25 protein-coding genes and 1 tRNA gene are annotated in these 26200 nt (G+C 64.6%); 19 read left to right on the top strand and 7 right to left on the bottom strand.

The annotated features are described in order from the left end of the window. The first annotated feature begins 92 nt into the window (after positions 1 to 92). From P0Y43_RS09730 to P0Y43_RS09680, 11 genes are all read left to right on the top strand, one after another. The gene (locus tag P0Y43_RS09730) at positions 93 to 389 is read left to right on the top strand and encodes a hypothetical protein (protein WP_275637078.1); all 297 of its coding nucleotides are present in this window, start codon (positions 93 to 95) and stop codon (positions 387 to 389) included. Further along, on the top strand, positions 376 to 606 hold the full coding sequence (locus tag P0Y43_RS09725) for a hypothetical protein (RefSeq protein WP_275637077.1): 231 nt from the start codon (positions 376 to 378) through the stop codon (positions 604 to 606). Before P0Y43_RS09730 ends, P0Y43_RS09725 begins: the two co-directional genes overlap by 14 nt. Positions 607 to 724: 118 nt before the next feature. Beyond that, positions 725 to 828 (top strand) — tRNA-OTHER (locus tag P0Y43_RS09720). A gap of 101 nt (positions 829 to 929) precedes the next feature. Further along, entirely contained in the window at positions 930 to 1760 is an 831-nt protein-coding gene (locus tag P0Y43_RS09715) for an alpha/beta hydrolase (RefSeq protein WP_345774559.1), read from the top strand. A 90-nt stretch (positions 1761 to 1850) separates the two neighbouring features. Continuing rightward, the gene (locus P0Y43_RS09710) at positions 1851 to 2150 is read left to right on the top strand and encodes a DUF6388 family protein (protein WP_275637076.1); all 300 of its coding nucleotides are present in this window, start codon (positions 1851 to 1853) and stop codon (positions 2148 to 2150) included. A 244-nt stretch (positions 2151 to 2394) separates the two neighbouring features. Then, positions 2395 to 3708, top strand: coding sequence for a trigger factor (gene tig / locus P0Y43_RS09705; protein ID WP_275637075.1), 1314 nt, complete (start codon positions 2395 to 2397; stop codon positions 3706 to 3708). Positions 3709 to 3801: 93 nt separating this feature from the next. Beyond that, on the top strand, positions 3802 to 4443 hold the full coding sequence (clpP, locus tag P0Y43_RS09700) for an ATP-dependent Clp endopeptidase proteolytic subunit ClpP (RefSeq protein WP_275637074.1): 642 nt from the start codon (positions 3802 to 3804) through the stop codon (positions 4441 to 4443). A gap of 108 nt (positions 4444 to 4551) precedes the next feature. After that, positions 4552 to 5835 carry an ATP-dependent Clp protease ATP-binding subunit ClpX gene (clpX, locus tag P0Y43_RS09695; RefSeq protein WP_275637073.1) on the top strand — a complete coding sequence of 428 codons (1284 nt, stop codon included), beginning with the start codon at positions 4552 to 4554 and terminating at the stop codon, positions 5833 to 5835. Positions 5836 to 5988: 153 nt separating this feature from the next. After that, entirely contained in the window at positions 5989 to 8385 is a 2397-nt protein-coding gene (gene lon / locus P0Y43_RS09690; protein ID WP_275637072.1) for an endopeptidase La, read from the top strand. A gap of 153 nt (positions 8386 to 8538) precedes the next feature. After that, a complete protein-coding gene (hupB, locus tag P0Y43_RS09685; RefSeq protein WP_054883552.1) occupies positions 8539 to 8811 on the top strand; it encodes a nucleoid-associated protein HU-beta in 273 nt (90 codons plus the stop codon). Between the two features lie 184 nt (positions 8812 to 8995). Next, a complete protein-coding gene (locus P0Y43_RS09680; protein WP_275637071.1) occupies positions 8996 to 10867 on the top strand; it encodes a SurA N-terminal domain-containing protein in 1872 nt (623 codons plus the stop codon). Between the two features lie 83 nt (positions 10868 to 10950). Here P0Y43_RS09680 and P0Y43_RS09675 read toward each other — a convergent pair whose 3' ends face one another. Further along, positions 10951 to 11979 (bottom strand): patatin-like phospholipase family protein, encoded by a 1029-nt coding sequence (locus tag P0Y43_RS09675; RefSeq protein ID WP_275637070.1) that lies wholly within the window; start codon positions 11977 to 11979, stop codon positions 10951 to 10953. Between the two features lie 155 nt (positions 11980 to 12134). On the opposite strand from P0Y43_RS09675, the gene P0Y43_RS09670 reads away from it, so the two are divergent. The 3 genes from P0Y43_RS09670 (at position 12135) to P0Y43_RS09660 (ending at position 14093) form a co-directional block, all read left to right on the top strand. Beyond that, positions 12135 to 12413, top strand: coding sequence for a hypothetical protein (locus P0Y43_RS09670; protein ID WP_275637069.1), 279 nt, complete (start codon positions 12135 to 12137; stop codon positions 12411 to 12413). Between the two features lie 13 nt (positions 12414 to 12426). Beyond that, the gene (locus P0Y43_RS09665) at positions 12427 to 13194 is read left to right on the top strand and encodes a CHAD domain-containing protein (protein WP_275637068.1); all 768 of its coding nucleotides are present in this window, start codon (positions 12427 to 12429) and stop codon (positions 13192 to 13194) included. Positions 13195 to 13295: 101 nt separating this feature from the next. Continuing rightward, a complete protein-coding gene (locus P0Y43_RS09660; protein WP_275637067.1) occupies positions 13296 to 14093 on the top strand; it encodes an acyl-CoA thioesterase in 798 nt (265 codons plus the stop codon). Positions 14094 to 14146: 53 nt separating this feature from the next. Here the strand turns inward: P0Y43_RS09660 and P0Y43_RS09655 are convergent, their stop codons facing one another. The 3 genes from P0Y43_RS09655 to P0Y43_RS09645 all read right to left on the bottom strand — a co-directional run bounded on the left by P0Y43_RS09655 (position 14147) and on the right by P0Y43_RS09645 (position 17036). Continuing rightward, positions 14147 to 14515 carry an Mpo1-like protein gene (locus P0Y43_RS09655; protein WP_275637066.1) on the bottom strand — a complete coding sequence of 123 codons (369 nt, stop codon included), beginning with the start codon at positions 14513 to 14515 and terminating at the stop codon, positions 14147 to 14149. Positions 14516 to 14590: 75 nt separating this feature from the next. Then, positions 14591 to 16069 carry a methyl-accepting chemotaxis protein gene (locus tag P0Y43_RS09650; protein WP_275637065.1) on the bottom strand — a complete coding sequence of 493 codons (1479 nt, stop codon included), beginning with the start codon at positions 16067 to 16069 and terminating at the stop codon, positions 14591 to 14593. A 169-nt stretch (positions 16070 to 16238) separates the two neighbouring features. Beyond that, positions 16239 to 17036, bottom strand: coding sequence for a TatD family hydrolase (locus tag P0Y43_RS09645; protein WP_275637064.1), 798 nt, complete (start codon positions 17034 to 17036; stop codon positions 16239 to 16241). A 171-nt stretch (positions 17037 to 17207) separates the two neighbouring features. Here P0Y43_RS09645 and P0Y43_RS09640 point away from each other — a divergent pair, with 171 nt between their 5' ends. The 4 genes from P0Y43_RS09640 (at position 17208) to greB (ending at position 20262) form a co-directional block, all read left to right on the top strand. Next, positions 17208 to 18614, top strand: a complete 1407-nt coding sequence (locus P0Y43_RS09640) for a transglycosylase SLT domain-containing protein (protein ID WP_275637063.1) — start codon at positions 17208 to 17210, stop codon at positions 18612 to 18614. A gap of 105 nt (positions 18615 to 18719) precedes the next feature. Then, positions 18720 to 19154 carry a DoxX family protein gene (locus P0Y43_RS09635; RefSeq protein WP_275637062.1) on the top strand — a complete coding sequence of 145 codons (435 nt, stop codon included), beginning with the start codon at positions 18720 to 18722 and terminating at the stop codon, positions 19152 to 19154. 213 nt (positions 19155 to 19367) lie between these two features. Further along, positions 19368 to 19676 (top strand): hypothetical protein, encoded by a 309-nt coding sequence (locus tag P0Y43_RS09630; protein WP_275637061.1) that lies wholly within the window; start codon positions 19368 to 19370, stop codon positions 19674 to 19676. A 91-nt stretch (positions 19677 to 19767) separates the two neighbouring features. After that, complete coding sequence (gene greB, locus P0Y43_RS09625) at positions 19768 to 20262, top strand: transcription elongation factor GreB (RefSeq protein WP_275637060.1); 495 nt, start codon at positions 19768 to 19770, stop codon at positions 20260 to 20262. On the opposite strand, the gene P0Y43_RS09620 is transcribed toward greB, so the two are convergent. Beyond that, complete coding sequence (locus tag P0Y43_RS09620; RefSeq protein ID WP_275637059.1) at positions 20238 to 21689, bottom strand: PLP-dependent aminotransferase family protein; 1452 nt, start codon at positions 21687 to 21689, stop codon at positions 20238 to 20240. The genes greB and P0Y43_RS09620 overlap by 25 nt on opposite strands. Positions 21690 to 21819: 130 nt before the next feature. On the opposite strand from P0Y43_RS09620, the gene P0Y43_RS09615 reads away from it, so the two are divergent. Continuing rightward, complete coding sequence (locus tag P0Y43_RS09615) at positions 21820 to 23046, top strand: MFS transporter (protein ID WP_275637058.1); 1227 nt, start codon at positions 21820 to 21822, stop codon at positions 23044 to 23046. Here P0Y43_RS09615 and P0Y43_RS09610 read toward each other — a convergent pair. Both P0Y43_RS09610 and P0Y43_RS09605 read right to left on the bottom strand, forming a co-directional pair. Further along, positions 23009 to 25516, bottom strand: coding sequence for an ABC transporter permease (locus P0Y43_RS09610; RefSeq protein WP_275637057.1), 2508 nt, complete (start codon positions 25514 to 25516; stop codon positions 23009 to 23011). The genes P0Y43_RS09615 and P0Y43_RS09610 overlap by 38 nt on opposite strands. After that, positions 25516 to 26199: an ABC transporter ATP-binding protein gene (locus P0Y43_RS09605; RefSeq protein WP_275637056.1), complete on the bottom strand. Its 684-nt coding sequence runs from the start codon at positions 26197 to 26199 to the stop codon at positions 25516 to 25518. Before P0Y43_RS09605 ends, P0Y43_RS09610 begins: the two co-directional genes overlap by 1 nt. Between the last annotated feature and the right edge of the window lies 1 nt (position 26200).

The raw sequence follows: 26200 nt of genomic DNA, 5'->3' as shown, positions 1-26200 counted from the left end.
TCGAACTGAAAGCATAGCCCGCCGGGCGGTACTGGCGCATGCTGCGCTCATGGTGCTGAAATACTGTATCTATATACAGTTTTGGTGTGCCCATGTACTTCCTCCTAGTCCGCCGCAGGGAGCGCGGCGTAGCAATCCCTGCCGACAAGCTCAAGAAGGTCCAGCCGCTGCGCGCTGACGTGCACATTTACTACAGCCACTGCCAGTTGCTGGGGCGCCCATGCATAGAGGCCTGGGTGTTCAGCCCAAGTCCCGGCGAGGACATCATTCCGAGGCTCTACGATGCCAGCGTGAACGGGATGGCCCAGGGCGGCATGAACATCAACGGTTTTGAAGAGATCGACGGGGCGCTGTACGCCCAGTCGTGGTGGTGCCGTGTTGATCACTGACAGCGGAAGCCTGCCGCGCGCATGGCTCGATGAGCTGTGCGACCACGTGGCGTTCATCGCTGACCCGGAAGGGCGAGCCGAGGTTATGGTGGCGATGGCCATGGCCGCGCATCGTCGTGGCGATGTCGACGACGGGCAGTTGGCCGACATGCTGGAGCTGGCCGAGGCCGGCCGCGAGTGGGCTCTGGAGCATGGAGGATCTGGTGGGGATTTGTGACGCCAACCAGGACGGTGGGCTTGTCGGCAGAACGCCGTGGGCGATGTGTGACAGAATTGTGCCGCACGCGCGGCATGATGTGACACAGAGTGGTACGATTAGTACAGGCTAGACGATTGCGGGCGTCATAACATGTTGATTTTATTGATCTAATGGCGAACCTTCATGATTTAGGTTCCAGCGGCGCAAGCTGTAAGAGTTCGAGTCTCTTCGTCCGCACCATCTCTCGCTTTGCGTTGCCTGTCTCGGCGCTGCAAGGCTTCCAAAAATGCCGCTTCGAGCGGCATTTTTCATTTATATCTGCTGTTCGGGTCGGGTAGGTCGTGCGCCTGCGTGGCCTGTTCGTCATGTTGTCGGCGTTGGTGCTCGCGGCTTGTCAGTCGCCGCGTGAGCGGCTGGACCGGCTGGCTGCGGATTATCGATGGTCTGTCGAAGTGCTGTCGGTCGCCGACTTCCCGTTGCTGATCGCTGCGTCTCCCTCGCTTTCTTCGTCATCCGTGCTTCGGGTCTACCTGGAGGGCGATGGCCGTGCCTGGGTCACGCCATCGCAGCCAAGCCGTGACCCAACGCCGCGCGCCCTGCTGGTGGCGACGCTGGCGATGCGGGACCCGATGCCTTCTATATATATGTCGCGACCCTGTCAGTTCGTGCGCGCCGTGGGCTGCACGCCAGCGCTATGGACCAGTCGGCGCTTCTCGCTCCAGGTGGTGGACGGCCTGTCTCAAGCGCTCGACCAATTGAAGCGACGCCATGGCAATCGCGCATTCGAACTGGTGGGTTATTCCGGCGGCGGTGCTCTGGCGTTGCTGTTGGCGGCGCGGCGCGACGATGTCGTGCGCGTGCAGACCCTGGCGGGCAATCTAAGCCCGGCGCAGTGGGCTCGGCAATTGGAGCTCATACCCTTGGAAGGGTCGTTGGAACCGCTGCTGTACCGTGAGCGGTTGGCACAGGTTGCGCAGCGGCACTTGGTGGGTGAGGCCGACCGCCAGATGCCGGCGGCCGTGGCGGCTTATTACGGGCGCCAGTTGGGTGAGTCGCGCTGCCTGGAGTTCGTGATGCTGCCGGGGGTAACCCATGCCCAGGGGTGGGAGCAGGCCTGGCGCCATTGGCGCGATCGTCCGCTGGGCTGCGCGGCACCCGTGCAGGCTCCCTGACGTGCGCTGCCCTCTGGTGGCGGCGACCTAAAAGCTGATAGATTTCAGCCGGTTGAAATACCGGCCCATGGTCGGCAGAGGAAATGCCCGATGATTGCAAAAGACGCACGCCAGGCCCTGGCGCTGCAACGTTTCGCCGAGGCCAACCCGCAGTTGCTCGAGGAAATCCGCGCGCTTGATGTGCGTGAGCAGGCCCAGCAGATCGAGTGGGCGTTCGAGGATGCGGCGCAGGAGCAGGGTATCGAGCCCTGGGAGTTGGCGCTGCAACTGATCGCTGAAAGCCCCGAGCAGCTGCAGGCCATGCGCCTGGAGACTCATCGCGAGGTGGCCGAGGCGCTGGGCATGTCCTGGGATGAGTACTGCCAGTTCAACGAAATCGATCCTGAGTAAGAGGTTGGTTTCGGCGGCCTGTTTGTATGACAGGTTTTTTCGGTGCGCGGCCTTTTGCAGGCTGTGCGGCCCTTTAACAGCAAGGCCGGGAGGCGTTTGGCCCGGCCTTGTGAACGAAATAGACCGGCGAGGTTTCCCGTCGTCCTGGGTGGGGTGACTTCTGGTGCGTGAGTCACTAGAATATTTGCCCTTGATTCTGGAGTCGGGCTATCGCCGGCTAACGTCTGTGCAACGAGGAATATCCATGCAAGTTTCTGTTGAAAACACTTCCGCTCTCGAGCGCCGCATGACCATCGCCGTTCCGGCCGAGCGCGTCGAGACCGAAGTCAACAAGCGTCTGCAACAGACTGCCCGTCGCGCCAAGGTTCCAGGCTTCCGCCCGGGCAAGGTGCCAATGAGCGTGATCCGTCAGCGTTACGAAGACGCCGCTCGCCAGGAAGCCTTCGGTGACCTGGTCCAGGCTTCCTTCTACGAAGCCGTGGTCGAGCAGAAGCTGAACCCGGCCGGTGCTCCGGCGGTAGAGCCGAAGTCCTTCGAGAAGGGCAAGGACCTGGAGTTCGTCGCCATCTTCGAAGTCTTCCCGGAGTTCGCCGTCGCTGGCTTCGAGTCGATCAACGTCGAGCGCCTGAGCGCCGAAGTGGCTGACGCCGACCTGGACAACATGCTGGAAGTGCTGCGCAAGCAGAACGTCCGCTTCGAGGCCGTCGAGCGTGCTGCGCAGAACGACGACCAGGTCAACATCGACTTCGTCGGCAAGATCGACGGCGAAGCCTTCGCCGGCGGTTCGGCCAAGGGCACCCAGCTGGTACTGGGCTCTGGCCGCATGATCCCGGGCTTCGAAGACGGCCTGGTTGGCGCCAAGGCGGGTGAAGAGCGCGTCGTCAACGTGACCTTCCCCGAGGACTACCAGAACCTTGACCTGGCCAACAAGGCCGCCGAGTTCACCATCACCGTCAATAGCGTCTCCGCCCCTGTGCTGCCTGAGCTGAACGAAGCCTTCTTCGGCCAGTTCGGTATCAAGGAATCGACCCTGGAAGGCTTCCGCGCCGAAGTTCGCAAGAACATGGAGCGTGAGCTGCGCCAAGCGATCAAGGCCAAGGTCAAGAACCAGGTCATGGATGGTCTGCTGGCCGCCAACCCGATCGAAGTGCCGAAGGCGCTGCTGGAAAACGAAGTCAACCGTCTGCGCGTCCAGGCTGTTCAGCAGTTCGGTGGCAACATCAAGCCTGAGCAACTGCCGGCAGAGCTGTTCGAAGAGCAGGCCAAGCGCCGCGTCGTCCTGGGTCTGATCGTCGCCGAAGTGGTCAAGCAGTTCGAGCTGAAGCCGGACGAAACCAAGGTTCGCGAGATGATCGAGGAAATGGCCTCGGCCTACCAGGAGCCTGAGCAGGTCATCACCTGGTACTACAAGAACGACCAGCAACTGAACGAAGTCCGTTCGGTTGTGCTGGAAGAGCAAGTTGTAGATACTGTCCTGCAGAAAGCGACTGTGACCGACAAGTCGGTCTCGTACGAAGAAGCAGTCAAACCAGCACAGGCTCCTGCCGAAGCTGAGTGATTTTGCTACTCTCGTAGGAAAGCCCCACAAGCCAGCGTTCGCGCTGGCTTGTGTGTTATTGAAGCCATGACTATTTGGGAGTGAGTGCAGGACATGTCCCGCAATTCTTATATTCAGCAGAGCTCTGACATCCAGGCCGCAGGCGGCCTGGTCCCGATGGTTATCGAGCAGTCCGCCCGTGGCGAACGTGCCTACGACATCTACTCGCGCCTGTTGAAGGAGCGTGTGATCTTCCTGGTGGGGCCGGTCGAGGACTACATGGCCAACCTGGTAGTGGCGCAACTGCTGTTCCTGGAAGCGGAAAACCCGGACAAGGATATCCATCTGTACATCAACTCGCCGGGCGGTTCCGTCACCGCTGGCATGTCGATCTACGACACCATGCAGTTCATCAAGCCGGACGTCTCGACCATCTGCATCGGCCAGGCCTGCAGCATGGGGGCCTTCCTGTTGGCTGCGGGCGCCGCCGGCAAGCGTCACTGCCTGCCGAACTCGCGGGTGATGATCCACCAGCCGCTGGGCGGCTTCCAGGGCCAGGCCACCGACATCGAGATCCATGCCCAGGAAATCCTCAACATCAAGGCGCGCCTGAACGAGCTGCTGGCCCATCACACCGGCCAGGATCTCGAGACCATCAAGCGCGACACCGAACGCGACAACTTCATGAGCGCTGCGCGCGCGGCTGAGTACGGCCTGATCGACTCGGTCTACGACAAGCGGCAACTGGTGTCCTGAGCCCAGGTGCCAGAGCGGGTGGGCGCTGAAGGCGCCTACCTGCGGACTTGAAAAAGCCCGCAATTGCCTTCATCTTGTGTTGCAAGCCTACCGGATTGGATCGATCGAATGACTGACACCCGTAACGGCGAGGACAGCGGCAAATTGCTCTATTGCTCCTTCTGCGGCAAAAGCCAGCACGAAGTGCGCAAATTGATTGCCGGGCCCTCGGTATTTATCTGCGACGAGTGCGTCGACCTGTGCAACGACATCATCCGTGAGGAGGTGCAGGAAGCCCAGGCCGAGAGCAACGCGCACAAATTGCCTTCGCCGAAAGAAATCAGCGGTATCCTGGACCAATACGTCATTGGCCAGGAACGCGCCAAGAAGGTGCTTTCCGTAGCGGTGTACAACCACTACAAGCGCCTGAACCAGCGTGACAAGAAGGGCGACGAAGTCGAACTCGGCAAGAGCAACATCCTGCTGATCGGGCCGACCGGCTCGGGCAAGACCCTGCTCGCCGAAACCCTTGCGCGCCTGTTGAACGTACCGTTCACCATCGCCGACGCCACCACCCTGACCGAAGCCGGTTACGTGGGTGAGGATGTCGAGAACATCATCCAGAAGCTGCTGCAGAAGTGCGACTACGACGTGGAAAAGGCCCAGATGGGCATTGTCTACATCGACGAAATCGACAAGATCTCGCGCAAGTCGGACAACCCGTCCATCACCCGTGACGTCTCGGGTGAGGGCGTGCAGCAGGCGTTGCTGAAACTGATCGAAGGCACTGTTGCCTCCGTGCCGCCACAGGGTGGCCGCAAGCACCCGCAGCAGGAGTTCCTGCAGGTCGACACGCGTAACATCCTGTTCATCTGTGGTGGCGCATTCTCGGGCTTGGAAAAGGTTATCCAGAACCGTTCCACCAAGGGTGGTATCGGTTTTGGCGCCGAAGTGCGCAGCAAGCAGGAAGGCAAGAAGGTCGGCGAGTCCCTGCGTGAGGTCGAGCCGGACGATCTGGTCAAGTTCGGCCTGATTCCGGAGTTCGTCGGCCGTCTGCCGGTGCTGGCGACCCTCGACGAGCTGGACGAGGCTGCGCTGATGCAGATCCTCACCGAGCCGAAGAACGCCCTCACCAAGCAATACGCCAAGCTGTTCGAGATGGAAAGCGTGGACCTCGAGTTCCGCAGCGACGCCCTCAAGGCCGTCGCACGCAAAGCCCTGGAGCGCAAGACCGGCGCCCGTGGCCTGCGTTCGATCCTCGAGGGCGTGCTGCTCGACACCATGTACGAGATTCCTTCGCAGAAGGACGTCAGCAAGGTGGTGATCGACGAGAGCGTCATCGAAGGCACGTCGCAGCCGCTGTTGATCTACGAGAACAGCGAGCCGCAAGCCAAGGCCGCGCCTGACGCCTGAGTCGGGTCAGCGCAGTGTGAAGGGAAGGGGCCTACGGGCCCCTTTCTGCTTTTCTGGCGTCAGTGCTTGTATTTTTACAGACCTGCCCCCACATTAAGCCCAAGCACTATTTCCACCGGTTTCCGGCCATAAGGCCGCTGTAGAGGCGAAATCATGAAGACCACCCTCGACTTGCCTCTTTTGCCATTGCGCGATGTCGTAGTCTACCCGCACATGGTCATCCCGCTGTTCGTGGGACGCGAGAAGTCCATCGAAGCCCTCGAGGCTGCGATGACGGGCGAGAAGCAGATCCTCCTGCTGGCCCAGAAGAATCCAGCTGACGACGATCCGGGCGAAGACGCCCTGTACCGCGTCGGCACGATCGCCACCGTACTGCAATTGCTCAAACTGCCCGATGGCACCGTCAAGGTGCTGGTCGAGGGCGAGCAGCGTGGCGCTATAGAGCGTTTCATCGAAGTTGAAGGGCATGTGCGTGCCGAAGTCAGCCTGATCGACGAAGTCGAGGCCGCCGAGCGCGAGTCCGAGGTATTCGTGCGCAGCTTGCTGTCGCAGTTCGAGCAGTACGTACAGTTGGGCAAGAAAGTGCCCGCCGAAGTGCTGTCCTCGCTCAACAGCATCGACGAGCCGGGTCGCCTGGTCGACACCATGGCCGCGCACATGGCCTTGAAGATCGAGCAGAAGCAGGAAATTCTTGAAATCATCGACCTGCCAACGCGCGTCGAGCACGTGTTGGCGCTGCTGGACGCGGAAATCGACCTGCTGCAGGTCGAGAAGCGCATCCGCGGCCGGGTCAAGAAGCAGATGGAGCGCAGCCAGCGCGAGTACTACCTGAATGAGCAGATGAAGGCTATTCAGAAAGAGCTTGGCGATGGCGATGAAGGTCACAACGAAGTCGAGGAGCTGAAGAAGCGTATCGACGCCGCAGGCCTACCCAAGGACGCCCTGGCCAAAGCCCAGGCCGAACTGAACAAGCTCAAGCAGATGTCACCGATGTCTGCCGAGGCCACGGTGGTGCGTTCCTATCTCGACTGGCTCGTGCAGGTGCCGTGGAAGGCCCAGAGCAAGGTGCGTCTGGACCTGGCCAAGGCCGAGGAGATCCTCGACTCGGACCACTACGGCCTGGAGGAGGTCAAGGAGCGCATCCTCGAATACCTCGCCGTGCAAAAGCGCGTGAAGAAGATTCGCGGCCCGGTGCTGTGCCTGGTCGGCCCGCCTGGCGTGGGTAAGACCTCGCTCGCCGAGTCGATCGCTGCCGCCACCAACCGCAAGTTCGTGCGCATGGCCCTGGGCGGTGTGCGTGACGAGGCTGAAATTCGTGGCCACCGGCGTACCTACATCGGTTCGATGCCGGGTCGGCTGATCCAGAAGATGACCAAGGTGGGTGTGCGCAACCCGCTGTTCCTGCTCGACGAGATCGACAAGATGGGCAGCGACATGCGGGGCGACCCGGCTTCGGCCTTGCTGGAGGTGCTCGACCCCGAGCAGAACCACAACTTCAACGATCACTATCTCGAAGTCGACTACGACCTTTCGGACGTGATGTTCCTGTGCACCTCGAACTCGATGAACATCCCGCCGGCGCTGCTCGACCGGATGGAAATCATTCGCCTGCCGGGCTACACCGAGGACGAGAAAGTCAATATCGCGGTCAAGTACCTGACGCCCAAGCAGGTCAAGGCCAACGGCCTGAAGAAGGACGAGCTGGAGATCGATGTCTCGGCGATCCGCGACATCATTCGCTACTACACCCGCGAAGCTGGTGTGCGCGGCCTGGAGCGGCAGATCGCCAAGGTCTGCCGCAAGGTGGTCAAGGAGCACACCGGGCACAAGCAAGTGAAGGTCAAGGTCACCGGCGAGCAGCTGGAGCACCTGCTGGGCGTGCGCAAGTTCCGCTATGGCCTGGCCGAACAGCAGGACCAGATCGGTCAGGTGACGGGTCTCGCCTGGACCCAGGTCGGCGGCGAGTTGCTGACCATCGAGGCGGTGGTGATTCCTGGCAAGGGCCAGTTGATCAAGACCGGCTCGTTGGGCGATGTGATGGTCGAGTCGATCACCGCCGCGCAGACCGTGGTGCGCAGCCGTGCGCGCAGCCTGGGTATCGCGGCGGACTTCCACGAGAAGCACGACGTGCACATCCACATGCCCGAGGGCGCCACGCCCAAGGATGGCCCGAGCGCGGGTATTGGCATGTGCACGGCGCTGGTCTCGGCGCTGACCCAGATTCCGGTGCGCGCCGACGTGGCCATGACCGGGGAAATCACCCTGCGCGGGCAGGTCCTGGCGATCGGTGGGTTGAAGGAAAAACTGCTGGCGGCACACCGAGGTGGGATCAAGACGGTCATCATTCCCGAGGAAAATGTTCGCGATCTGAAGGAGATTCCTGAAAATATCAAACAGGATCTGCAGATCAAACCGGTCAAATGGATTGACGAAGTCCTGCAAATTGCGCTGCAATACGCCCCGGAGCCCTTGCCAGATGTGGCTCCGGAGATTGTCGCGAAAGATGAAAAGCGCGACGGCGATGCTAAGGAAAGAATCAGCACGCACTAGTTCGTATTTCACGGGGGGGCCTTCCTTGACAGTTTTTTCGAGGCCTTGCTATAAAGCGGCACGCCAGTGTCATCAGGCCACCCAGTGCTCGTTTCATAAGCTTTTCATTACATACTTAGAAACAAACTCAATAGAGATATAAGGGGACTTAGAGTGAACAAGTCGGAACTGATTGACGCTATCGCTGTATCGGCTGACATTTCCAAGGCTGCCGCCGGCAAAGCCCTGGACGCTGTGATCGACTCCGTGACCGGTGCCCTGAAAGCAGGCGACGACGTCGTCCTGGTTGGCTTCGGTACCTTCTCCGTCAAAGAGCGCGCTGAGCGCACCGGTCGCAACCCGCAAACCGGCAAGGCGATCAAGATCGCTGCTGCCAAGGTTCCAGGCTTCAAGGCTGGCAAAGGCCTGAAAGACGCCGTCAACTAAGTCGTCTCTTTCAGCCGGACCAGGCCTTGCCCGGTCCGAGCACGTGGCGGCGGGGGCCGCAAACGTTCCCGCCTGACACGTTTGCTAAGAAAAGGCGCATCCTCGGATGCGCCTTTCTTTTATCAGGATTCTACCCACTCTCCGCGGTTGTCGATGCAGTGGTACGACCGTTTCTGGGGGACGCATGCTGCAGAATATCAGGGACAATTCACAGGGTTGGATTGCCAAGACCATCATTGGCCTCATCGTCATGCTGATGGCATTGACCGGTTTCGAGGCCATTTTCCAGGCGACCAGCCACAGTCAGGACGCCGCCAAGGTGAACGGCCAGACCATCAGCCAGAATGAGCTGAGCCAGGCTGTCGACATGCAACGCCGCCAACTGATGCAACAGCTGGGCAAGGATTTCGATCCAGCGCTGCTGGATGAAAAGATGCTGCGTGACGCCGCGCTCAAGGGGCTGATTGAGCGCAAGCTGCTGTTGCAGGGTGCCGAAGACGCCAAGTTCGCTTTCTCCGAAGCCGCGCTGGACCAGTTGATCCTGCAGACGCCTGAGTTCCAGGTGGACGGCAAGTTCAGCGCCGAGCGTTTCGATTCGGTGATTCGCCAGATGGGCTATGGGCGCATGCAGTTCCGCGAGATGCTGGGGCAGGAGATGCTCATCGGCCAACTGCGTACCGGTCTTGCCGGCAGCAGCTTCGTCACCGATACCCAGGTCGAGTCGTTCGCCCGCCTGGAAAAACAGACCCGCGATTTCGCCTCCCTGACCTTTAAGGCCAACCCGGCCGCGGTCAAGGTCGGCGACGACGAGGTCAAGGCCCACTACGACCAGCACGCCAAGGAGTTCATGACCCCCGACCAGGTGGTCATCGACTACATCGAGCTGAAGAAGTCGGCCTTCTTCGACCAGGTCAAGGTCAGCGACGACGCGCTGCAGGCCCTGTACGAGAAGGAAATCGCCAACCTCGCCGAGCAGCGCCGTGCCGCGCATATCCTGGTCGAAGTCAACGACAAGACCAGCGATGCTCAGGCCAAGGCTCGCATCGACGAAATCCAGCAGCGCCTGCAGAAGGGCGAGGACTTCGCCAAGCTGGCCAAGGAGTTCTCCCAGGACCCTGGTTCGGCCGCCACCGGTGGCGACCTTGGCTTCGCTGGCCCGGGTGTCTACGACCAAGCCTTCGAGGACGCGCTGTACAAGCTGAACAAGGACCAGGTCTCGGCCCCGGTACGCACCGAGTACGGCTACCACCTGATCAAGCTGCTGGGCGTCCAGGCGCCTGAAGTGCCGACGTTCGCCAGCCTCAAGGACAAGCTGACCCGTGAGCTGAAGACCCAGCAGGTCGAGCAGCGCTTCGTCGAAGTGACCAAGCAGCTGGAAGACGCCGCCTTCGAGGCCTCCGACCTCAGCCAGCCGGCCCAGGACTTGGGCCTGAAGGTACAGACCTCGGCAGCGTTCGGCCGCGAAGGCGGCGAAGGCATCACCGCCAACCGTTCGGTCGTGCAAGCGGCGTTCAGCGAGGAAGTGATGGACGAGGGCGCCAACAGCAACGCCCTGGAGCTGGACCCGGAAACCGTGGTGGTGCTGCGCGTCAAGGAGCACCGCAAGCCGGAGCAACTGCCGCTGGAGGCCGTGGCCAAGAACATCAGCGGGCACCTGGCCCGCGAGAAGGCGACCGCCGAGCTCAAGGCCAAGGCCGACAAGCTGATCGCCGGCCTGCGCGACGGTTCGATTGCCCCAGGCACTGCCCAGGACGGCCAGAGCTGGAAGGTTCAGGAAGCGGTGAGCCGCGGCCAGGACGGTATCGACCCGGCCGAGCTGCAGGCGGTGTTCCGCCTGGGCAAGCCTGAGGCCAAGGACAAGCCGGTGTACGGCAGTGTGGTCCTGGCGGACGGCAGCCTGGTGGTGCTGCAGCTCAAGGGCGTCAACGAAGGTGCCGCGGCCACCGACGAAGAGAAGCAGCAGATTCGCCGCTACCTCGCTTCGCGCGCCGGCCAGCAGGACTTCGCGGCGTACCGCAAGCAGCTGGAAACCCGTGCGGACATCACCCGCTACTGAGTGACGAAACAGGCCGCGAATGCGGCCTGTTTTTTTGTACCTGTGTAAGCCCGCGCACCCTGTAGGCGCGGGCTTGCCCCGCGCTACTGCCGTTCCCCCTCGTAATTGTCCAGCGTATCCCGCGCAATCTCCCGCCCCAGCGCGATCAACTCCGGCGCTTTGTAGAACTCGAAGAACCGGCATACCCGCTTGGGTACGTTGATCAGCACATCCGGTGGATACCCAGCGATCTTGTACTGCGCCAGCGACGTCTGCATCACCTCGAAGCTTTGGTTGATCAAATCCAGCAATGACGCGGGTCCGACGTTGTCGATAATGAACGATCCGGTGGCCGACTTCGGCGCACCCTCGCGTTCCGGCGCCGCAGCCGGCTGCTGCGCTTCCGGGTCGGCCGGCTCGCTCAGCCAGGGATTGGCCTCGGCGACGATCTCCTGCTCGATGCGGATCAACTGTTCTGCCGGTTTACGGCGGAATGGCAGGCGCGACCCCAACGAACTGATGACCGAGTCGAAGCGCATCTTGAACGCCGCCGGGCGCTCGATCACCGGCAATTGGTACTGCTTCTGGTTGGTGGCATTGAGGTTGACGGCGATGATCAGGTCGCAGTGGCTGGACACCACCGGCACGATCGGCAGTGGGTTGAGGATGCCTCCGTCGACCAGCATGCGGTTGCCCTGCATCACCGGGGTAAAGAGGCTGGGGATCGCCGCCGAGGCACGCATGGCCTGGTGCAGGCAGCCTTCCTGGAACCAGATTTCCTGCTGGTTGGTCAGGTCGGTGGCCACGGCGGTGTAGGGGATGCGTAACTGCTCGATGTTGATTTCGCCGACGATCTTGCGGATCTGTCCGAAGACCTTGTCGCCACGAATCGCCCCGAGGCGAAAGCTCACGTCCACCAGACGCAGCACGTCCAGGTAGTCAAGGCTCTCGATCCAGCGGCGGTACTGGTCGAGCTTGCCGGCGGCGTAGATCCCGCCGATCACCGCGCCCATCGAGCAGCCGGCGATGCAGGCGATTTCGTAGCCGCGTCGCTCGACCTCCTCGATCACCCCGATGTGCGCGTACCCGCGTGCGCCCCCCGACCCCAGTACCAGCGCCACACGTTTGCTCATGATCTTTCCCCCACGACCGTGCCACCCTGCTGCAACAATGCACCCATTGCGCCCCACGCTTCAATCCAATCCGCGCTGGGCTACGCTTTGCAGGGCACTTTTGTTTCAATTGGCCGTCGAACGGCCACTCCTTTTTGACCTTGAGGTATCACCCGATGAAAGCCTGGATCTACCTTCCCCTGATCGTTCTGGCGCTGGCTGGCTGCGCGGGCAAGACCGCCTACCGCGACAGTTGCGCGAATCAGCTCGACGCTGCCTGGAAGGAACTCGACCTGGCCAAGGCCGAAGGCTTCGCCGGCACCGTCAGCTACTCCAAGGCGCTGTCGCTGCTGACCGGTGCCAAGACCCAGCAGCAGTTCGAAGGCTTCGAAGGCTGCACCCGCAAGGCCGAACGGGCGCGTTTCTATATTCGTGAGTCCCGTGCCGGGCGTTGAGTGAGGAGCGCCTATGTCCGCCATGCTCGATCATGTGGTAGCCCAGGTACTGGCCCTGCAGGTGCGCCTGCTGGCCTGCCGGGAACGCCTCGTCGCCGACACCGACAGCGAGGCATTGCACGATCTGCGCACCAGCCTGCGGCGCCTGCGCAGCCTGTTGCGGCCCTTGCGTGACCTGCCGGGTGTCGAGCAACTGGAGGGCGCCGCGAAGTCACTGGGTACCCTGACTACGCCGCTGCGTGACCACGAGGTGCTGGCCGCACAGTTGCTTGCCCGCGGCCATGGGCAGGCTGGCCAGCGGCGCCTGGAGGGCAGGGCGCGGACCTTCGCCAGTGTTGCCGACAGCCCGCAGTTGAAGCGGGTGTTGGCGATTCTCGACTCATTCCCGATGTTCTTGCGCGCCGCGCATCGCGAGGGCCTCACCCGCGGGCTGGCGCGGCGTATCGACAAGCGCCTGGGCAAGCAGTGGCGGCAACTGGAGAAGGCCATCGAAGACCCGGCTCACGACCGTCACCGCCTGCGCTTGCTGATCAAGCGCGTACGCTACGGCGATGAGGCCTACCCCCAGCTTGACCATGCCGGGCGCAAGCTGCGGCGCCTGCTCAAGCGTGCCCAGGGCGACTTGGGCGACTGGCACGACCGGGTGCAATGGCTATTGCAGGCCCAGGCGCATGCCGACCTGGCACCCTGCAAGGCCATCTGGGAGGCCGAGCTGCACCAGGCCGAAGGCAAGGCGGACAGCACCCTGGAGGCGCTGCGTAAGGCCCTGGCGCGTCGATAACCCCCTGCAAATGACCGATATGCGGGCTGCCGTGCCGCAGCCCGCTGGTTACTATCGTCCTGCCCCGTGCCATGACCGGCCTGAACCCAAGGACTCCCTCCATGAATTTCCCCCAGTTGCTCGATGCTGTGCGCAGCCATCCCGAATCGGTCAGCATTCCCGCCGACTGGGCTCAGGGTCGCGCCTCGTTCGGTGGGTTGATGGCCGCTTTGGTATTCGAGACGATGCGCCTGAAGCTCAGTGACGACCGTCCGGTGCGCTCGCTGGCGATCAGCTTCGTCGGCCCAGCGGCGCCGGAGTTGCCGATTCGTTTCGAGGCCGAGGTGCTGCGCGAGGGCAAGGCGGTGAGTACGCTGCTGGGCCGTGCGGTGCAAGATGGGCAAGTGGTGACGCTGGTGCAGGGCAACTTTGGCGCTGGCCGACCTTCGGCGGTGCAGGTGCAGGCACCGCCGGCGCGGGCGATGAAGCCGCTGGAGCAGTCGGCGCCGGAGTTGCCCTACATCGAGGGCGTTACGCCGCAGTTCATGCGTCATGTGGCCCTGCGCTGGGCGATTGGCGGGTTGCCGTTCAGTGGCAATGAATCGCGGCTCATGGGGGGGTGGGTGCGTTTGCGTGACGTGCCGCAAGAGCCGCTTGACGAGTCTCACCTGCTCGCGCTGGTGGATGCCTGGCCGCCGAGCCTGATGCCGTTCCTCAAGCGGCCAGCGGCCGGCAGCACGCTAACCTGGACCATCGAGTTCGTGCAGCCGGTGGCCAGCCTCACGACCCTGGACTGGTGCTGGTATTGCGTGGAGACCGAGCACGCGCGTGATGGATATGGGCATGCGGCGGCGGGGCTGTGGACAGCGGAGGGGGAGTTGCTGGCGATGAGCCGGCAGACCGTGACGGTATTTGCCTGATACTCGAGAAGCCCCGTTCGCGGATAAGCCCGTGAACGGCGCAGGGCGGTCTTTCAGCGGCGGTGCTTGTGTCGTTCGCGCCAGGCGCGCCACCAGGCTCCGCTCAGCACGAAGCGCGGGAAGGTGATGAACTGCTCGGTCAGCAGGCGCTTCACGGCATCCTGACGATCAGTGAACGGCTCCGGCTGCTCAGCTTCCAGCCGGTGTCCCTGGCGCTGCATGCCCAGGCCGGCGATCAGCGCGATGACGCCGACGGCGATCTGCGACAGGTCCAGGGCAAACAACCCCGACAGCACCAACAGGGCGCCGATGATGAACAGTGGCACGGCGATAAGGTGCAGTACCAGATTGGTCGGGTGACGGTGATTCTGGTGGTAACCCCGCCATTGCCACGCGGGCAGATTGGGCAGACGTTTGCTCATGGGCAGTTCCTCGCGGTCATGCCCAAAGCTTAGTGCGGCGCCCCGGCAGGGGCCAATCGACGCTGTTTATGGTGGCTATAGCTTGAGCTGACCGATGGCCTTGTTCAGCTCGCCGGCCAGGGTCGCCAGCTCGCTGCTGGTGGTGGCCGAGCCGACCGTCTGCTGCACGGTTTCCTCGGTGACGTCGCGGATGCTCACCACCGCCCGGTTCATTTCCTCGGCCACTTGGCTCTGCTGCTCGGCGGCCACGGCGATCTGCGTGTTGCTCTCGCGCATCTGCGCCACCGCGCTGGTGATCTGCGCCAGTGCCACGCCGGCCTCCTGAGCCTGGCGTACGCAATCATCGGCCTTGAACGAGCTCTCCTGCATGAACTCCACCGCATCGCGGGTGCCGTCTTGCAGTGCCGAGACCATGGTGGTGATCTCGTCGGTGGAGCTTTGCACACGCTTGGCCAGGTTACGCACCTCGTCGGCCACCACGGCGAAGCCCCGCCCCAGGTCGCCGGCCCGGGCCGCCTCGATGGCGGCGTTGAGGGCCAGTAGGTTGGTCTGCTCGGCGATGCTATGAATCACCCCGACCACGCCGTTGATCTTCTGGCTGTCGTCGGCCAGTTGACGAATCATCTCGGCGGTCTGCTGCACGCCGCTGGAAAGCCCGGAGATCGAGTCCTGCACACGGCTGACCACCGCCTGGCCGCTGCCGGCAAGGTCGTCGGCGCTCTGCGACAGGTCGCGAGTGGCGCCCGCGTGCTGGGCGATGTGGTGCACGGTGGCGGACATCTCGTTGATCGCGGTGGCAGCCTGGTCGGTCTCGCTCTGCTGGCCAATCATGCCGTGGCGTACCTCGTCCATGCTCGCGGCGAGGCGCGCGGCGCCCGAGTCGAGCTGGGCGGCGGTGCGCGCCACGGTGCTGACCACTCGGTGGTAGGTGGCCTGCATGGCGTTGAAGGCGCCGGCCATCTGCCCGACCTCGTCGCCGCAGGCCAGCGGCACGCGAGCCGACAGGTCGCCGGTCCTCTCCACGTGCAGCATGACGTCCTTGAGGGTGTTGAGCTGGCTGAGCAGGAAGCGGATCAACAGTTGCGAGGCGCCGAGCATGGCCAGCATCAGGATCAGCACGCACATGGCGTAATGGGTGAAGCGTGCGAGGAACACCTGGCGCAGGCTGGGTGACTGGGCCAGCACGGCGAGGTGGTGATCGCCCTGGCGCACAACCTGGGCGCCACGCAGCGGGGTGTCGCCGAGGATCCATGGCGCTGGCAGCGCGACCCAGCCATTGGCGTCGCGCAGGGCGTCGAGCGGGGCGCCGGCGAAGCTTGGGGTTTGTCCGGTCTGCCAGCTGAGTACCTGGGGCTGGCGGGGGAACGGCTGGCCGACGGGCCAGCGGGCCAGCAGCTCGGCCTGGGCGACGGCCTGGGTCTGGGCGGCCTCGGCGCGGGCCTGCTGCTCCAGATGCACGGCGTAGAGCACCAGCAGCAGGGTGGTGACGAAGGCCACCGCATTGACGGCCCAGAACTTGTACTTCAGGGAGATATTGCTAAGCCAGGCACCCATGGTAGGTCTTCTCTGAGTTGAGCGGAAACAGTATTGGCAAGGTGCCATCATTGTGTCCGGTCGAGGCGCTGCTGGCGTTGATGTGTGTCAAGAAAGGGTGGGCTGGGAGGCGGGGGGTAGTGGAGGCCCTATGCGGGCCCGCCCCGCGATAGGGCCGCCCCGTTGTTGTTCAATTCAGGCCAAAAAACGCTTGCGCCGCCGCTGTGGTATGCACTGCCACCTGTTCCAGCGTCTCACCCCGATGCAACGCCACCTCCCGCAGTACCTCCGGTAGGAACGCCGGCTCATTGCGCCCATTCTTCGGCTTCGGCCGCAAGCTGCGCGGCAGCAGGTACGGTGCATCGCTTTCCAGCATCAACCGCCCGGCAGGAATGTTGCCGACCAATGGATGCAGGTGCGTGCCACGACGCTCGTCGCAGATCCAGCCGGTGATGCCGATGTGCAGGTCCATGTCCAGGTAATCGAACAGCGCCTGGCGCTCACCGGTGAAGCAATGCACCACGGCCCCGGGCAGGTGGTCGCGGTAGTCCTTGAGGATCGCCAGCAGTCGCGCGCTGGCCTCGCGTTCGTGCAGGAACACCGGCAAGTGCAGCTCCGCGGCCAAGGCCAGATGTGCTTCCAGGGCCTTCTCCTGCTGTGGGCGAGGGGAGAAGTCGCGGTTGAAGTCCAGCCCGCATTCGCCCACGGCGCGTACCCGATCTTGTGCCAGTAGTTGGCGCAGCCTGCGCTCGCTGGCTGGCTCCCAACGGCTGGCGTCGTGAGGGTGCACGCCGGCGGTGGCGAACAGGTGCTGGCCGGCCGCATCCAACTTCAGGCACAACGCCAGAACCTCGTCGCTGACGGCCAGGCTGGTGCCGGTCAGCACCATCTGCGTCACGCCCGCCTCGATGGCCCGTTCGACGATCGCTGCCTGTTGGTCATGGAAGCTTTTGTTGGTCAGGTTGACGCCGATATCGATCAGTTGCATGGTGCTACCTCCTGCCGCGGGGGCGGCCAGCATAGCAAAAACCAGGAACTCTCGAAAAAGCCAAGAACTTCAAACGTTTGCCATGGTCTTTTGGCGTCATTTATCACGGATCGATTCGTGCCAGACCTGCGCAGATGGTCCCTGCCCAACAGCCCTCGGACGCCATCCTTCATGCTGCGACCTTTCCTGACCGTGCTGATGCTCGCGTTGCTGGCCACCGGCCCAGCCCTGGCCCAGCAACCCGGGCCGCCCCAGAGCGTGCCGCCCAGCCAGGTGCGTGACCTGGCGCAGATCCGCGCGAGCAAGGTGCTGCGGGTGCTGGTGAACCAGAGCCGCAACAGCTCCGGCGAGGTCAAGGGTGAGCCGGTGGGCCTTGAGTACTACCGCCTGCGTGCCCTGGAACACTACCTCAACGCCCGCGTCGGTGATGACCAGGAACTGACCGTCAAGCTCATTCCCCGGGCCAAGGAACAACTGCTCGGCGCCCTGCAGCGCGGCGAGGGTGACCTGGCCGCACCGGGCGAACTGCTCGACCCGGGGCTGGTCACTGGGGTGGGCGTCAGCGCCCCGGTAGTCGACCAAGTGCCGCTGTTGCTGGTGGGGCGCAAGGGCGAGCGTGGCTTCAGTCGGGTCGAGCAGTTATCCGGGCGAACCATCGCCCTGACCAGCGCCAGCGCCGCTGGCGCGGTAATCCAGCAGCTCAACCAACAATTGGCCCTGCGCAAGCGGCCACCGATCAAGGTCGAATGGGTCGACCCGACCCTGGCGGTGGAGGACGTGCTGGAAATGGTCCAGGCCGGCATCTACCACCTGACCGTGGTGGAGCGTCCCATCGCCCAGCGCTGGGCGCGGGTGATGCCGCGCCTGCGCCTGGATACCCAGCTGCGCCTGAGCCAGCCTGAGGCCATCCGCTGGTATGTGCGACGCGATGCGGCCACGCTGCTGACCACGGTGGATCATTTCCTCGCCAGCTACCGCGCCCCAGATAACCAGGATGCCGCCTTCGAGCGCATCTACCGGCGCCAGTATCGTGTGCACGACCCCCTGGCGCGTCAGGATCGCCAGCGCCTGGAGGCGGTGCGTCCGGTGTTGCAGAAGCACGCCGGCGACCAGCAGATCGACTGGCTGAACCTGGCGGCGCTGGCGTTCAAGGAGTCCACCCTCAACCCCCAGGCGCGCGGCACCGGCGGCGCCCACGGGCTGATGCAGATCACCCCCTCGGCGGCGCAGCGGGTCGGCGTCAGCAACACCGCCACGGTCGATGGCAATGTGCAGGCCAGTGCCCGCTACCTGGCGTTGATTCGCCGCAAGTTCTTCGCCAGCCCGCAGCTCAACGAGCGTGAGCGCATGGCGTTCATCCTCGCCGCCTACAACCTCGGCCCGGAGCGGGTCCAGGCCATGCGTGCCGAGGCGCGGCGACGCGGGCTCAACGGCAACCAGTGGTTCTTCCAGACCGAGCGCATCGCCATGGAGCAGGTGGGCATGGGGCCGGTGAACTTCGTCAACAGTGTCAACAAGTACTTTCTGGCGTTCAACCGCGAGCGTGACTCGCTGGAGCGGGTGGCTAAACGCTTATAAATCGATTTATTCGATTTTAATGTTGGGTTTTTTGCGATTTAACTATCTGAAGGTTTGATTAAGATGGCGCCCATCCCAACCAAACACTTCAAGGAAGCTCGCAACATGAACCCTTCGATCAAAGCCCTGCTCGCCACCCGCGCCGGTTTCGGCCTCAGCATCATCCGTGTGTTGGTCGGCGTCATTTTCATGGCCCACGGCGCACAGAAACTCTTCGGCCTGTTCGGTGGCTACGGCCTGGAAGGCACCGGCCAGTGGATGGAAAGCATCGGCCTGGCACCGGGCTACCTGATGGCGCTGTTGTCCGGTAGCGCCGAGTTCTTCGGCGGCCTGGCCCTGGTGGTTGGCCTGCTGGCGCGGCCGGCGGCGTTGGCGCTGAGCGTGACCCTGGTGGTGGCGATCTTCTCGGTGCACATTGGCAACGGTTTGTTCATGTCCAACAACGGCTACGAGTTCGCCCTGGCGCTGCTCGGCGGCACGTTGGCGGTGCTGATGGAAGGGGCAGGGCGCCTCTCGCTGGACCGCCTGATCGCCCGCTGACACGCGGCTGCAATACCGCCACGGCAAGCTGCAAGTGAACACCCACTTGCAGCTTGCCGTTCGACGCTCTAGGATACCGCTTGCGCCGATTTAAACAGCTACTTGCGGGGCGCGGGACGGCCCCACGGGGTTCTCCGAAATACCGCTAAAGCGCTGGTTCGGTGACGCCTCCCACCGCTGCCCAGCGGGATCTGCGAGGCGGAGAGATACTCCATGAGTTGTCCACGTACCAGTGTTTGCCTGACCCCCCTGCCTGTTGGCCTAGCGGCCCGCACGCCGCGCATCCTGCTCGGCGGCCAGCACCAGCCCACCCTGCTGCGCAACCTCGACGGTTTTTCCCGGCGCAAGGGTCAGGCCCGTGCCTTCCTCATCCAGTTCGCCGAAGCCGCGTGCAACCTCGCGCAGTACGGCAACGACCGTTTCGACCTCGCGGTGATCCAGGCGCCCAGCGCCGAGCAGGCCGTCGACGTCATCGCCCACCTCACCCGCATCGCCCGCCAGGGTCTGATCACGCGCCGTTGAGCGGGCGTGTCGGGCGGCGGTTTTTTCGGTTAGGCTCGGTGCCTCGGCAAGCCCCTGTCGCTTGCCGCGGATGCGCCGAGGAGAACCTGGCTTGAGCACCAACATCATCACCACCGAAGGTCATCAGGCTCTGAAGCAGGAGCTCGATCACCTGTGGCGGGTGTACCGCCCCGAGATCACCCAGAAGGTCGCCTGGGCCGCGTCGCTGGGCGACCGCAGTGAAAACGCCGACTACCAGTACAACAAGAAGCTGCTGCGCGAGATCGACCGCCGTGTGCGCTACCTGCGCAAACGTCTCGAGGACGTCAAGGTGGTGGACTATTCGCCGCAGCAGGAAGGCAAGGTATTTTTCGGCGCCTGGGTCGAGATCGAGAACGACGAGGGCGAGACCCTCACGTTTCGCATCGTCGGCTACGACGAGATCTACGGGCGCAACGACTACATCTCCATCGACTCGCCCATGGCCCGCGCCCTGCTCAAGAAAGAGGAAGGCGACGAGGTGCTGGTGCACACGCCCACGGGCGAGGCAACCTGGTACGTCAACCGTATCCGCTACGGCGATCAGCCCAGCTCGGCGAGCACCTGACGGTAGGCGTTGACCAGCCTCCCTGCCGCGACGACGATCTGCGCGTCGCTCAATGACGCATAGCCGATCAGCACCCCAGGCGGCCAGGCATGCTCGTGGGTGAACAGCCCCACCGGTTGCAGCATCAGGCCGTTGCGCCGGGCCAGCAGGCAGAACCGCCGTTCGCACGCACCTTCAGGCAGCCAGAGAATGAAATGCAGGCCAGCCTGCTCGCCGCTGATCCTCACCGCGAGGTGTTGGCGCAGGCGCGCGAGCAGCAGGTCGCGGCGGCGCTGGTAGGTCTGTCGTGCCACGCGCAGGTGGCGGGCATAGTGGCCGTTGTCGAGCATCCGTTGCAGGGCGTGCTGACCCAGCACGCCCGGTGCCTGGCCGGATAGCGCCAGGCAAGCCAGCCAGGCCTCGCGCAGCCGCCGCGGGACCACGGCGAAACCCAGGCGCAAGTGACTGAACAGGGTTTTGTTGAAGCTGCCGCAGAACAGCACCCGGTCATCCGTGTCGATCGCCCTGAGCGCCGGCAGCGGTGCGCTGGCGTAGTTGTACTCGCTGTCGTAGTCGTCCTCGACGATGTAGGCGTCCTGCGCCTGGGCCCAGGCCAGAAGGGCCTGGCGTCGCTCGACGCCCAGGCATAAGCCCAGTGGTGCCTGGTGCGCAGGTGTGACGTGCACTGCGCCGACGTGGGGATGCCCAGCCAGTGCGTCGACGCGCAGGCCCTCGCTGTCGATGGGGATGTACACCAGTTCGTGACCGCCCTGGGTGAAGATACGTCTGGCCCAGGCGTACCCTGGGTCCTCCACGGCCACTGCACGCTGCCGGTCGAGGATTCGGCTGAACAGGTCCAGGGTATGGCGGATGCCGTGGGTGATGACGATGTCGTCGGGTGTACAGTCGATGCCACGGTACACCTTGAGGTGCGCAGCGATCGCCTGGCGCAGGGGAGGGTTGCCCTGAGTGGACGCCCCCGCTAGCAGTGCGGCGCCGTCGAGGCGAGCGTGGAAATGAGAGGGTTCCAGCAGGTCCGGGTCGGGCAGGCGGGCGACGAAGGGCACCCGGGCCTGGACCTGAGCCTCCAGCGCTTGCGCGTCGACCGGGGCTGGCACTGGCGGTACGGCGCAGGCGATTGCCGGGTCGCCGGCGGCGATCAGCTGATCGGGCAGGCGCGCCGCCACCTGCGAGCCTGCGCCTTGTCGGCGCTCGATGTAGCCTTCCAGCTTCAGTTGTTCGAACACCGCTTCCAGTGTGCCGCGGGCAACGCCCCAGCGCGTCGCCAGGGTGCGTGTCGACGGCAGCAGGCTGCCCGGTGGCAGGTGGCCGCTGACCACCAGGGCCTGCAGAAACTCATGGAGCACCTGGTGCTTGCCACCGCTGCCAGCGGACAACGCGACGGGCAGGGCGATGTCGAGGGCGATCGCCTGTTTGCCTCTGGCCATAGTGGTCCACACGCGAGAAGGGTTAATGGGCCTTCATCTTAAGCAGGTGCCTCAATAACCTCAACGACGCGGCGCAGAGCCTTTTTCGGGCGATACGCCACGTCGTTGACGTTTCGAGGGCCGGTGAATCATGCGTATCGAGGAAGGCCTGGCACGGCCTGGGTTGCCGTTGGCGTTGTTGAGCGCGGTAGTGGTGCCGCAGGTGGGGCTTGGGGTAATCGTGCCGGCGTCGACGTCGCTGGCGGCGCAGCTTGGGGTGGCGCTCGCGCAGGTGCAGAACACCCTGGTGCTGTACATGGTCGGCTATGCCTTGTCGGTCATCTTCGCGGGGCTGCTGTGCGACCGCTTCGGCCCGCGTCAGGTGCAGCTGGGTGGGCTGTTGTTGGCGACGCTCGGGACCGCTCTTGCCGCCTGCGCGACGTCGTTCATGCCGTTCATGCTCGGTCGCCTGTTGCAGGCGCTGGGCGGCTGCGTGGGCACGGTGACGACGCGGCTGGTGGTCAGGGAAGCGTTCGCCGAAGGGCAGCGCATGCGTATGCTCACCACCTTGGCCTCGGCCATCGCGGTCACACCGTGCCTGGCGCCGTTGCTGGGGGGCGTGTTGCTGCCGTACGTGGGCTGGCGCGGGGTGTTGGTGTTGGTCGGGGTGTTCAACCTGCTGGTCTGGGTGTTGTGCTGGCGGTTGATTCCGGCGCTGCCGTTGCCCCGGCAGGCGACCGGTTCGCCGCTGGCCATTGCCCGGGTGTACCTGCGCAATCTGCGCAACGGTGCCTTTACCTATTACGCCGCGTGCATCAGCCTGGTGTGGATGAGCTACTTCGGGTTCCTGTCGTCGTCGGCCTACGCCTTCCAGGTGCTGCTGGGGTTTGGTGAGTTCGAGTACGGCGCTTTGATCGCTACCTGTGCGCTTGGCTACGTCAGCGGCAGTTTTCTGGCCCGGCGTATGAGCCGCCGTCATGACCTGGCGCGAATTCTCGCGGTGGGTGCGTGGGTGGGAGGGCTAGGCGGGGTTGGGTTGTTGCTGGCGATCACCTGGGCAGGCCAGGTCGTGGTCGCTTTCGTGATGCCGATGATGGCCATCCTGCTGAGCACTGGCATGGTCATCCCCGCCAGCCAGGCCGGGTTGCTGCGCTGCTTGCAGCAGGATGTCGGCGTGTCGACAGGGCAGTTCTTCTGCCTGCAGATGCTGAGCGGGGCCGCCTACGGCCTGCTCGCCAGCCATTGGCCGCAGCTGGATGTTTGGCAGTTGGCGCTGCTGGTTGGCGCCCCGGTGCTGTTGCTGGCCGGCCTGGTTGGCGCGGCCAGCGGGCACCGGCGCATCAGGTCTCGCGCAGCACGCTCAGCGGCGTGGCATTGAGTGCCCGGCGCGTGCCGAACACCCCGGCGCCACCGACCAGCATGGCGCCCACCAGGGGCAGCACCAACAACCAGGGGTGTGGCGCCCACTCAAGGTCGAAAGCGTAACGGTACAGGGCCAGGGTGATCAGCTCGCAGCCCAGGGCCGCCAATAGGCCGCTGGCGGCGCCGAGCAGGCCGAACTCGATGCGCCGTGCCTTGACCAGCAATGGCCGGCCTGCCCCCAGTGCACGCAGCAGCGCGCCCTGGCGGATGCGCTCGTCGAGGGTCGCCTGCAGGCCAGCGAACAACACCGCCAGCCCCGCGGCGAGGACGAACAGCAGCACGTACTCCACCGCCAGGGTGACCTGGGCGAGGATGCTGCGCAGTTGGCCGAGCAGGGCGTCGACCTGGAGGATGGTCACCGCCGGGAACGCCCGGGCCAGTGCCACCACGTCGAGGTCATGCCCCGGCGCCAGGTAGAAGCTGGTCAGGTAGGTGGCCGGCAAGCCCTGTAGGGTTCCTGGCTGGAAGATCATGTAGAAGTTCGGTTGGAAGCTGTCCCAGTGTACGCTGCGCAGACTGCTGACCCGGGCCTGGCGCTGCTGGCCGCCGATGTCGAAGGTCAGCAGGTCGCCCAGTTGCAGCTTCAGGCTCGCCGCCAGTTCCGCTTCCACCGAAACGCCGGGCGGGCCATCGCTCGGCGGCGGTGCCTGCCACCAGTTGCCAGCGCTCAGGGCGTTGCCCTGGGGCAGCTCGGCGGCCCAGGTGAGGCTCAGGTCGCGCTGTACCGCACGGTCGCCGGTGGACTCCTTGCTGACGATCTGCTGCACCGGTTGCTCGTTGATGTGTGTCAGGCGCCCGGGGATCACCGGGTACAGCGGCGCCGAGGTGGCGTTGACCGCGTGCAGGCGCTCGACGAAGGGCTCGCGCTCGTCGGGCAGAATGTTCAAGGCGAAGTGGTTGGGTGCGTCCTTTGGCAGTTGCGCCTGCCAGTTGTCGAGCAGCTCGGCGCGCAGCAGCGCGACCAGGGCCATGGCCAGGAGGATCAGGCCGAATGCCAGGGCCTGGCCGGCCGCTGCCAGCGGATGGCGCAACAGTTGACCTAGGCCCAGGCGCCAGGCCAGGGGCGAGCCGGCCAGCAGGCGCCGCAGGCTGCGCAGGCCGAGCAGCAACAGACCACCGAGTGCCAGGGCGGCGACCAAGCCGCCGCCCAGCAGGGCGAAGGTCAGCAGCAGGTCGAGGCTCAGGCGCCACATGATCAGGCCGAGGGCGAGCAGCGCGGCACCGTACACCAGCCAACTGCTGGTCGGGATCGGCAGCAGGTCGCGGCGCAGTACCCGTAGCGGCGGCACTCGGCCCAGCGCCGCAAGCGGCGGCAGGGCGAAACCGGCCAGGGCCACCAGCCCCGTGCCGATGCCGGCCAGTGCCGGGGCGATGCCGCCTGGCGGCACGGTGCTGGGCAATAGCCCTTCGAGCAGGTGGAACAGCCCCAGTTGCGCCAGCCAACCGAGCAGGGCACCGGCGATGGCGGCCACCAAGCCAAGCATTGCCAGTTGCAGGCAATACAGGCCCAGGGCTTGATGCCGTGACAGGCCCAGGCAGCGCAGCAGGGCGCTGGCGTCGAGGCGGCGAGCGGCGTAGCGGCTGGCCGACAGGGCCACGGCAACCCCGGCCAGCAGCACCGCCACCAGGCTGGCCATGTTCAAGTAGCGCTCGGCGCGGCCCAGCGCGCCACCGATCTGGCGATTGCCGTCGCGGGTATCGAGCAGGCGCTGGTTGGCGGCCAGATGCTTTTCTACTGTCTGGCGGTACTGCGCCAGTGCGTCCGGTTCGCCACGCCAAAGTTCGCGGTAGGTGACCCGGCTGCCAGGCTGGACCACACCGGTGGCCTCCAGGTCGGCGAGATTCATCAGCACCCGGGGGGTGAGGCTGTAGAAGTTGCCGGCGCGGTCTGGCTCGTAGGTCAGCACCCGCGTCATGCGCAGTGACTTCATGCCAACGTCGATGCTGTCGCCCAGCGACAACCCCAGCGCCGCCAGCAAACGTGGCTCGACCCAGGCCTCGCCCGGGGCTGGCCCGCCGCCGGGCGTTTCCGTGCCGTAGGGGGTATCGGCGCTGCGCAGCTGACCGCGCAGCGGATAGGCGTCGTCGGCGGCCTTGATGCTCGACAGCTGGATGCCCGCGTCGGTGGCCACCACGCTGCTGAACTCCACCACCCGGGCATGCGCCAGGCCGGCTGTGGTGCCGACGCTGACCTGGGTCTCCAGGGCCGGGGAGGAGCCCTGCAACACCAGGTCGGCGGCGAGGAATTCGCTGGCGCGCAGTTGCATGGCGCCATTCAGGCGGGCACCGAAGTAGCCGATGGCCGTGCTGGCCGCCACCGCGACCAGCAAGGCGAAGAACAGCACGCGCACTTCGCTGGCGCGGGCATCGCGCAACAGCTGGCGCAGGGCCAGAGCGCCCAGACGTGGGAAGGAGAGGCGGGTCATCACGGCTCCAGGGGGGCCACCAGGCGGCCAGCGTCCAGGCGGATCAGGCGGCGGCAGCGCTTGGCCAGGCGCTCGTCATGGGTCACCAGCACCAGGGTGGTGCCGCGTTCCTTGTTCAGTTCGAACAGCAGGTCGCTGATGCGCTCGCCGGTGTGGCTGTCGAGGTTGCCGGTGGGTTCGTCGGCGAACAGCACCGCTGGATGCGCGGCGAAGGCTCGGGCAATCGCCACCCGCTGCTGCTCACCGCCGGAGAGCTGGCGCGGGGTGTGGGTCAGGCGCTTGCCCAGGCCTACCCGCTCGAGCAGGTTGCGCGCCTGTTCGCGGGCATCGCCGCGGCCGTCCAGCTCCAGCGGCAGCATGACGTTTTCCAGGGCGTTGAGGCTGTCGAGCAATTGGAACGACTGGAACACGAAACCGACGTGCTCGGCGCGCACCCGGGCGCGCTGGTCTTCATCCAGCGGGCCGAGGTCCTGGCCGGCAAGGATGACGTTGCCCGCGCTGGGGCGGTCGAGGCCGGCGAGCAGGCCGAGGAGGGTCGACTTGCCGGAGCCGGAGGCGCCGACGATGGCCAGGCTGTCGCCCTGGTCGAGAGCCAGGGACAGCGCGTGAAGGATGGTCAGGTCGCCTTCCGCGCTGGGAACCACTTTGCTAAGGTTCTGCGCAACGAGAATGCTGGGGCTCATG

Source organism: Pseudomonas entomophila (genome assembly GCF_029193575.1).
In the GTDB taxonomy this organism is placed as follows: Bacteria; Pseudomonadota; Gammaproteobacteria; order Pseudomonadales; family Pseudomonadaceae; genus Aquipseudomonas; species Aquipseudomonas entomophila_G.
The sequence above is the reverse complement of the archived record's forward strand: the minus strand, read 5'-3'. Positions and strand labels throughout refer to the sequence as shown.

Bases quoted from the DNA above. Each gene is read 5' to 3' on its own strand.
- lon (WP_275637072.1), top strand. From the start codon at position 5,989: ATGAAGACCACCCTCGACTTGCCTCTTTTGCCATTGCGCGATGTCGTA.
- P0Y43_RS09630 (WP_275637061.1), top strand. From the start codon at position 19,368: ATGAGTTGTCCACGTACCAGTGTTTGCCTGACCCCCCTGCCTGTTGGC.
- P0Y43_RS09710 (WP_275637076.1), top strand. From the start codon at position 1,851: ATGATTGCAAAAGACGCACGCCAGGCCCTGGCGCTGCAACGTTTCGCC.
- P0Y43_RS09730 (WP_275637078.1), top strand. From the start codon at position 93: ATGTACTTCCTCCTAGTCCGCCGCAGGGAGCGCGGCGTAGCAATCCCT.
- P0Y43_RS09605 (WP_275637056.1), bottom strand. From the start codon at position 26,199: ATGAGCCCCAGCATTCTCGTTGCGCAGAACCTTAGCAAAGTGGTTCCC.
- P0Y43_RS09610 (WP_275637057.1), bottom strand. From the start codon at position 25,516: ATGACCCGCCTCTCCTTCCCACGTCTGGGCGCTCTGGCCCTGCGCCAG.
- P0Y43_RS09670 (WP_275637069.1), top strand. From the start codon at position 12,135: ATGAAAGCCTGGATCTACCTTCCCCTGATCGTTCTGGCGCTGGCTGGC.
- tig (WP_275637075.1), top strand. From the start codon at position 2,395: ATGCAAGTTTCTGTTGAAAACACTTCCGCTCTCGAGCGCCGCATGACC.
- P0Y43_RS09675 (WP_275637070.1), bottom strand. From the start codon at position 11,979: ATGAGCAAACGTGTGGCGCTGGTACTGGGGTCGGGGGGCGCACGCGGG.
- P0Y43_RS09620 (WP_275637059.1), bottom strand. From the start codon at position 21,689: ATGGCCAGAGGCAAACAGGCGATCGCCCTCGACATCGCCCTGCCCGTC.
- P0Y43_RS09655 (WP_275637066.1), bottom strand. From the start codon at position 14,515: ATGAGCAAACGTCTGCCCAATCTGCCCGCGTGGCAATGGCGGGGTTAC.
- P0Y43_RS09635 (WP_275637062.1), top strand. From the start codon at position 18,720: ATGAACCCTTCGATCAAAGCCCTGCTCGCCACCCGCGCCGGTTTCGGC.
- P0Y43_RS09665 (WP_275637068.1), top strand. From the start codon at position 12,427: ATGTCCGCCATGCTCGATCATGTGGTAGCCCAGGTACTGGCCCTGCAG.
- P0Y43_RS09680 (WP_275637071.1), top strand. From the start codon at position 8,996: ATGCTGCAGAATATCAGGGACAATTCACAGGGTTGGATTGCCAAGACC.
- P0Y43_RS09640 (WP_275637063.1), top strand. From the start codon at position 17,208: ATGCTGCGACCTTTCCTGACCGTGCTGATGCTCGCGTTGCTGGCCACC.
- clpP (WP_275637074.1), top strand. From the start codon at position 3,802: ATGTCCCGCAATTCTTATATTCAGCAGAGCTCTGACATCCAGGCCGCA.
- P0Y43_RS09650 (WP_275637065.1), bottom strand. From the start codon at position 16,069: ATGGGTGCCTGGCTTAGCAATATCTCCCTGAAGTACAAGTTCTGGGCC.
- P0Y43_RS09645 (WP_275637064.1), bottom strand. From the start codon at position 17,036: ATGCAACTGATCGATATCGGCGTCAACCTGACCAACAAAAGCTTCCAT.
- P0Y43_RS09660 (WP_275637067.1), top strand. From the start codon at position 13,296: ATGAATTTCCCCCAGTTGCTCGATGCTGTGCGCAGCCATCCCGAATCG.
- P0Y43_RS09615 (WP_275637058.1), top strand. From the start codon at position 21,820: ATGCGTATCGAGGAAGGCCTGGCACGGCCTGGGTTGCCGTTGGCGTTG.
- clpX (WP_275637073.1), top strand. From the start codon at position 4,552: ATGACTGACACCCGTAACGGCGAGGACAGCGGCAAATTGCTCTATTGC.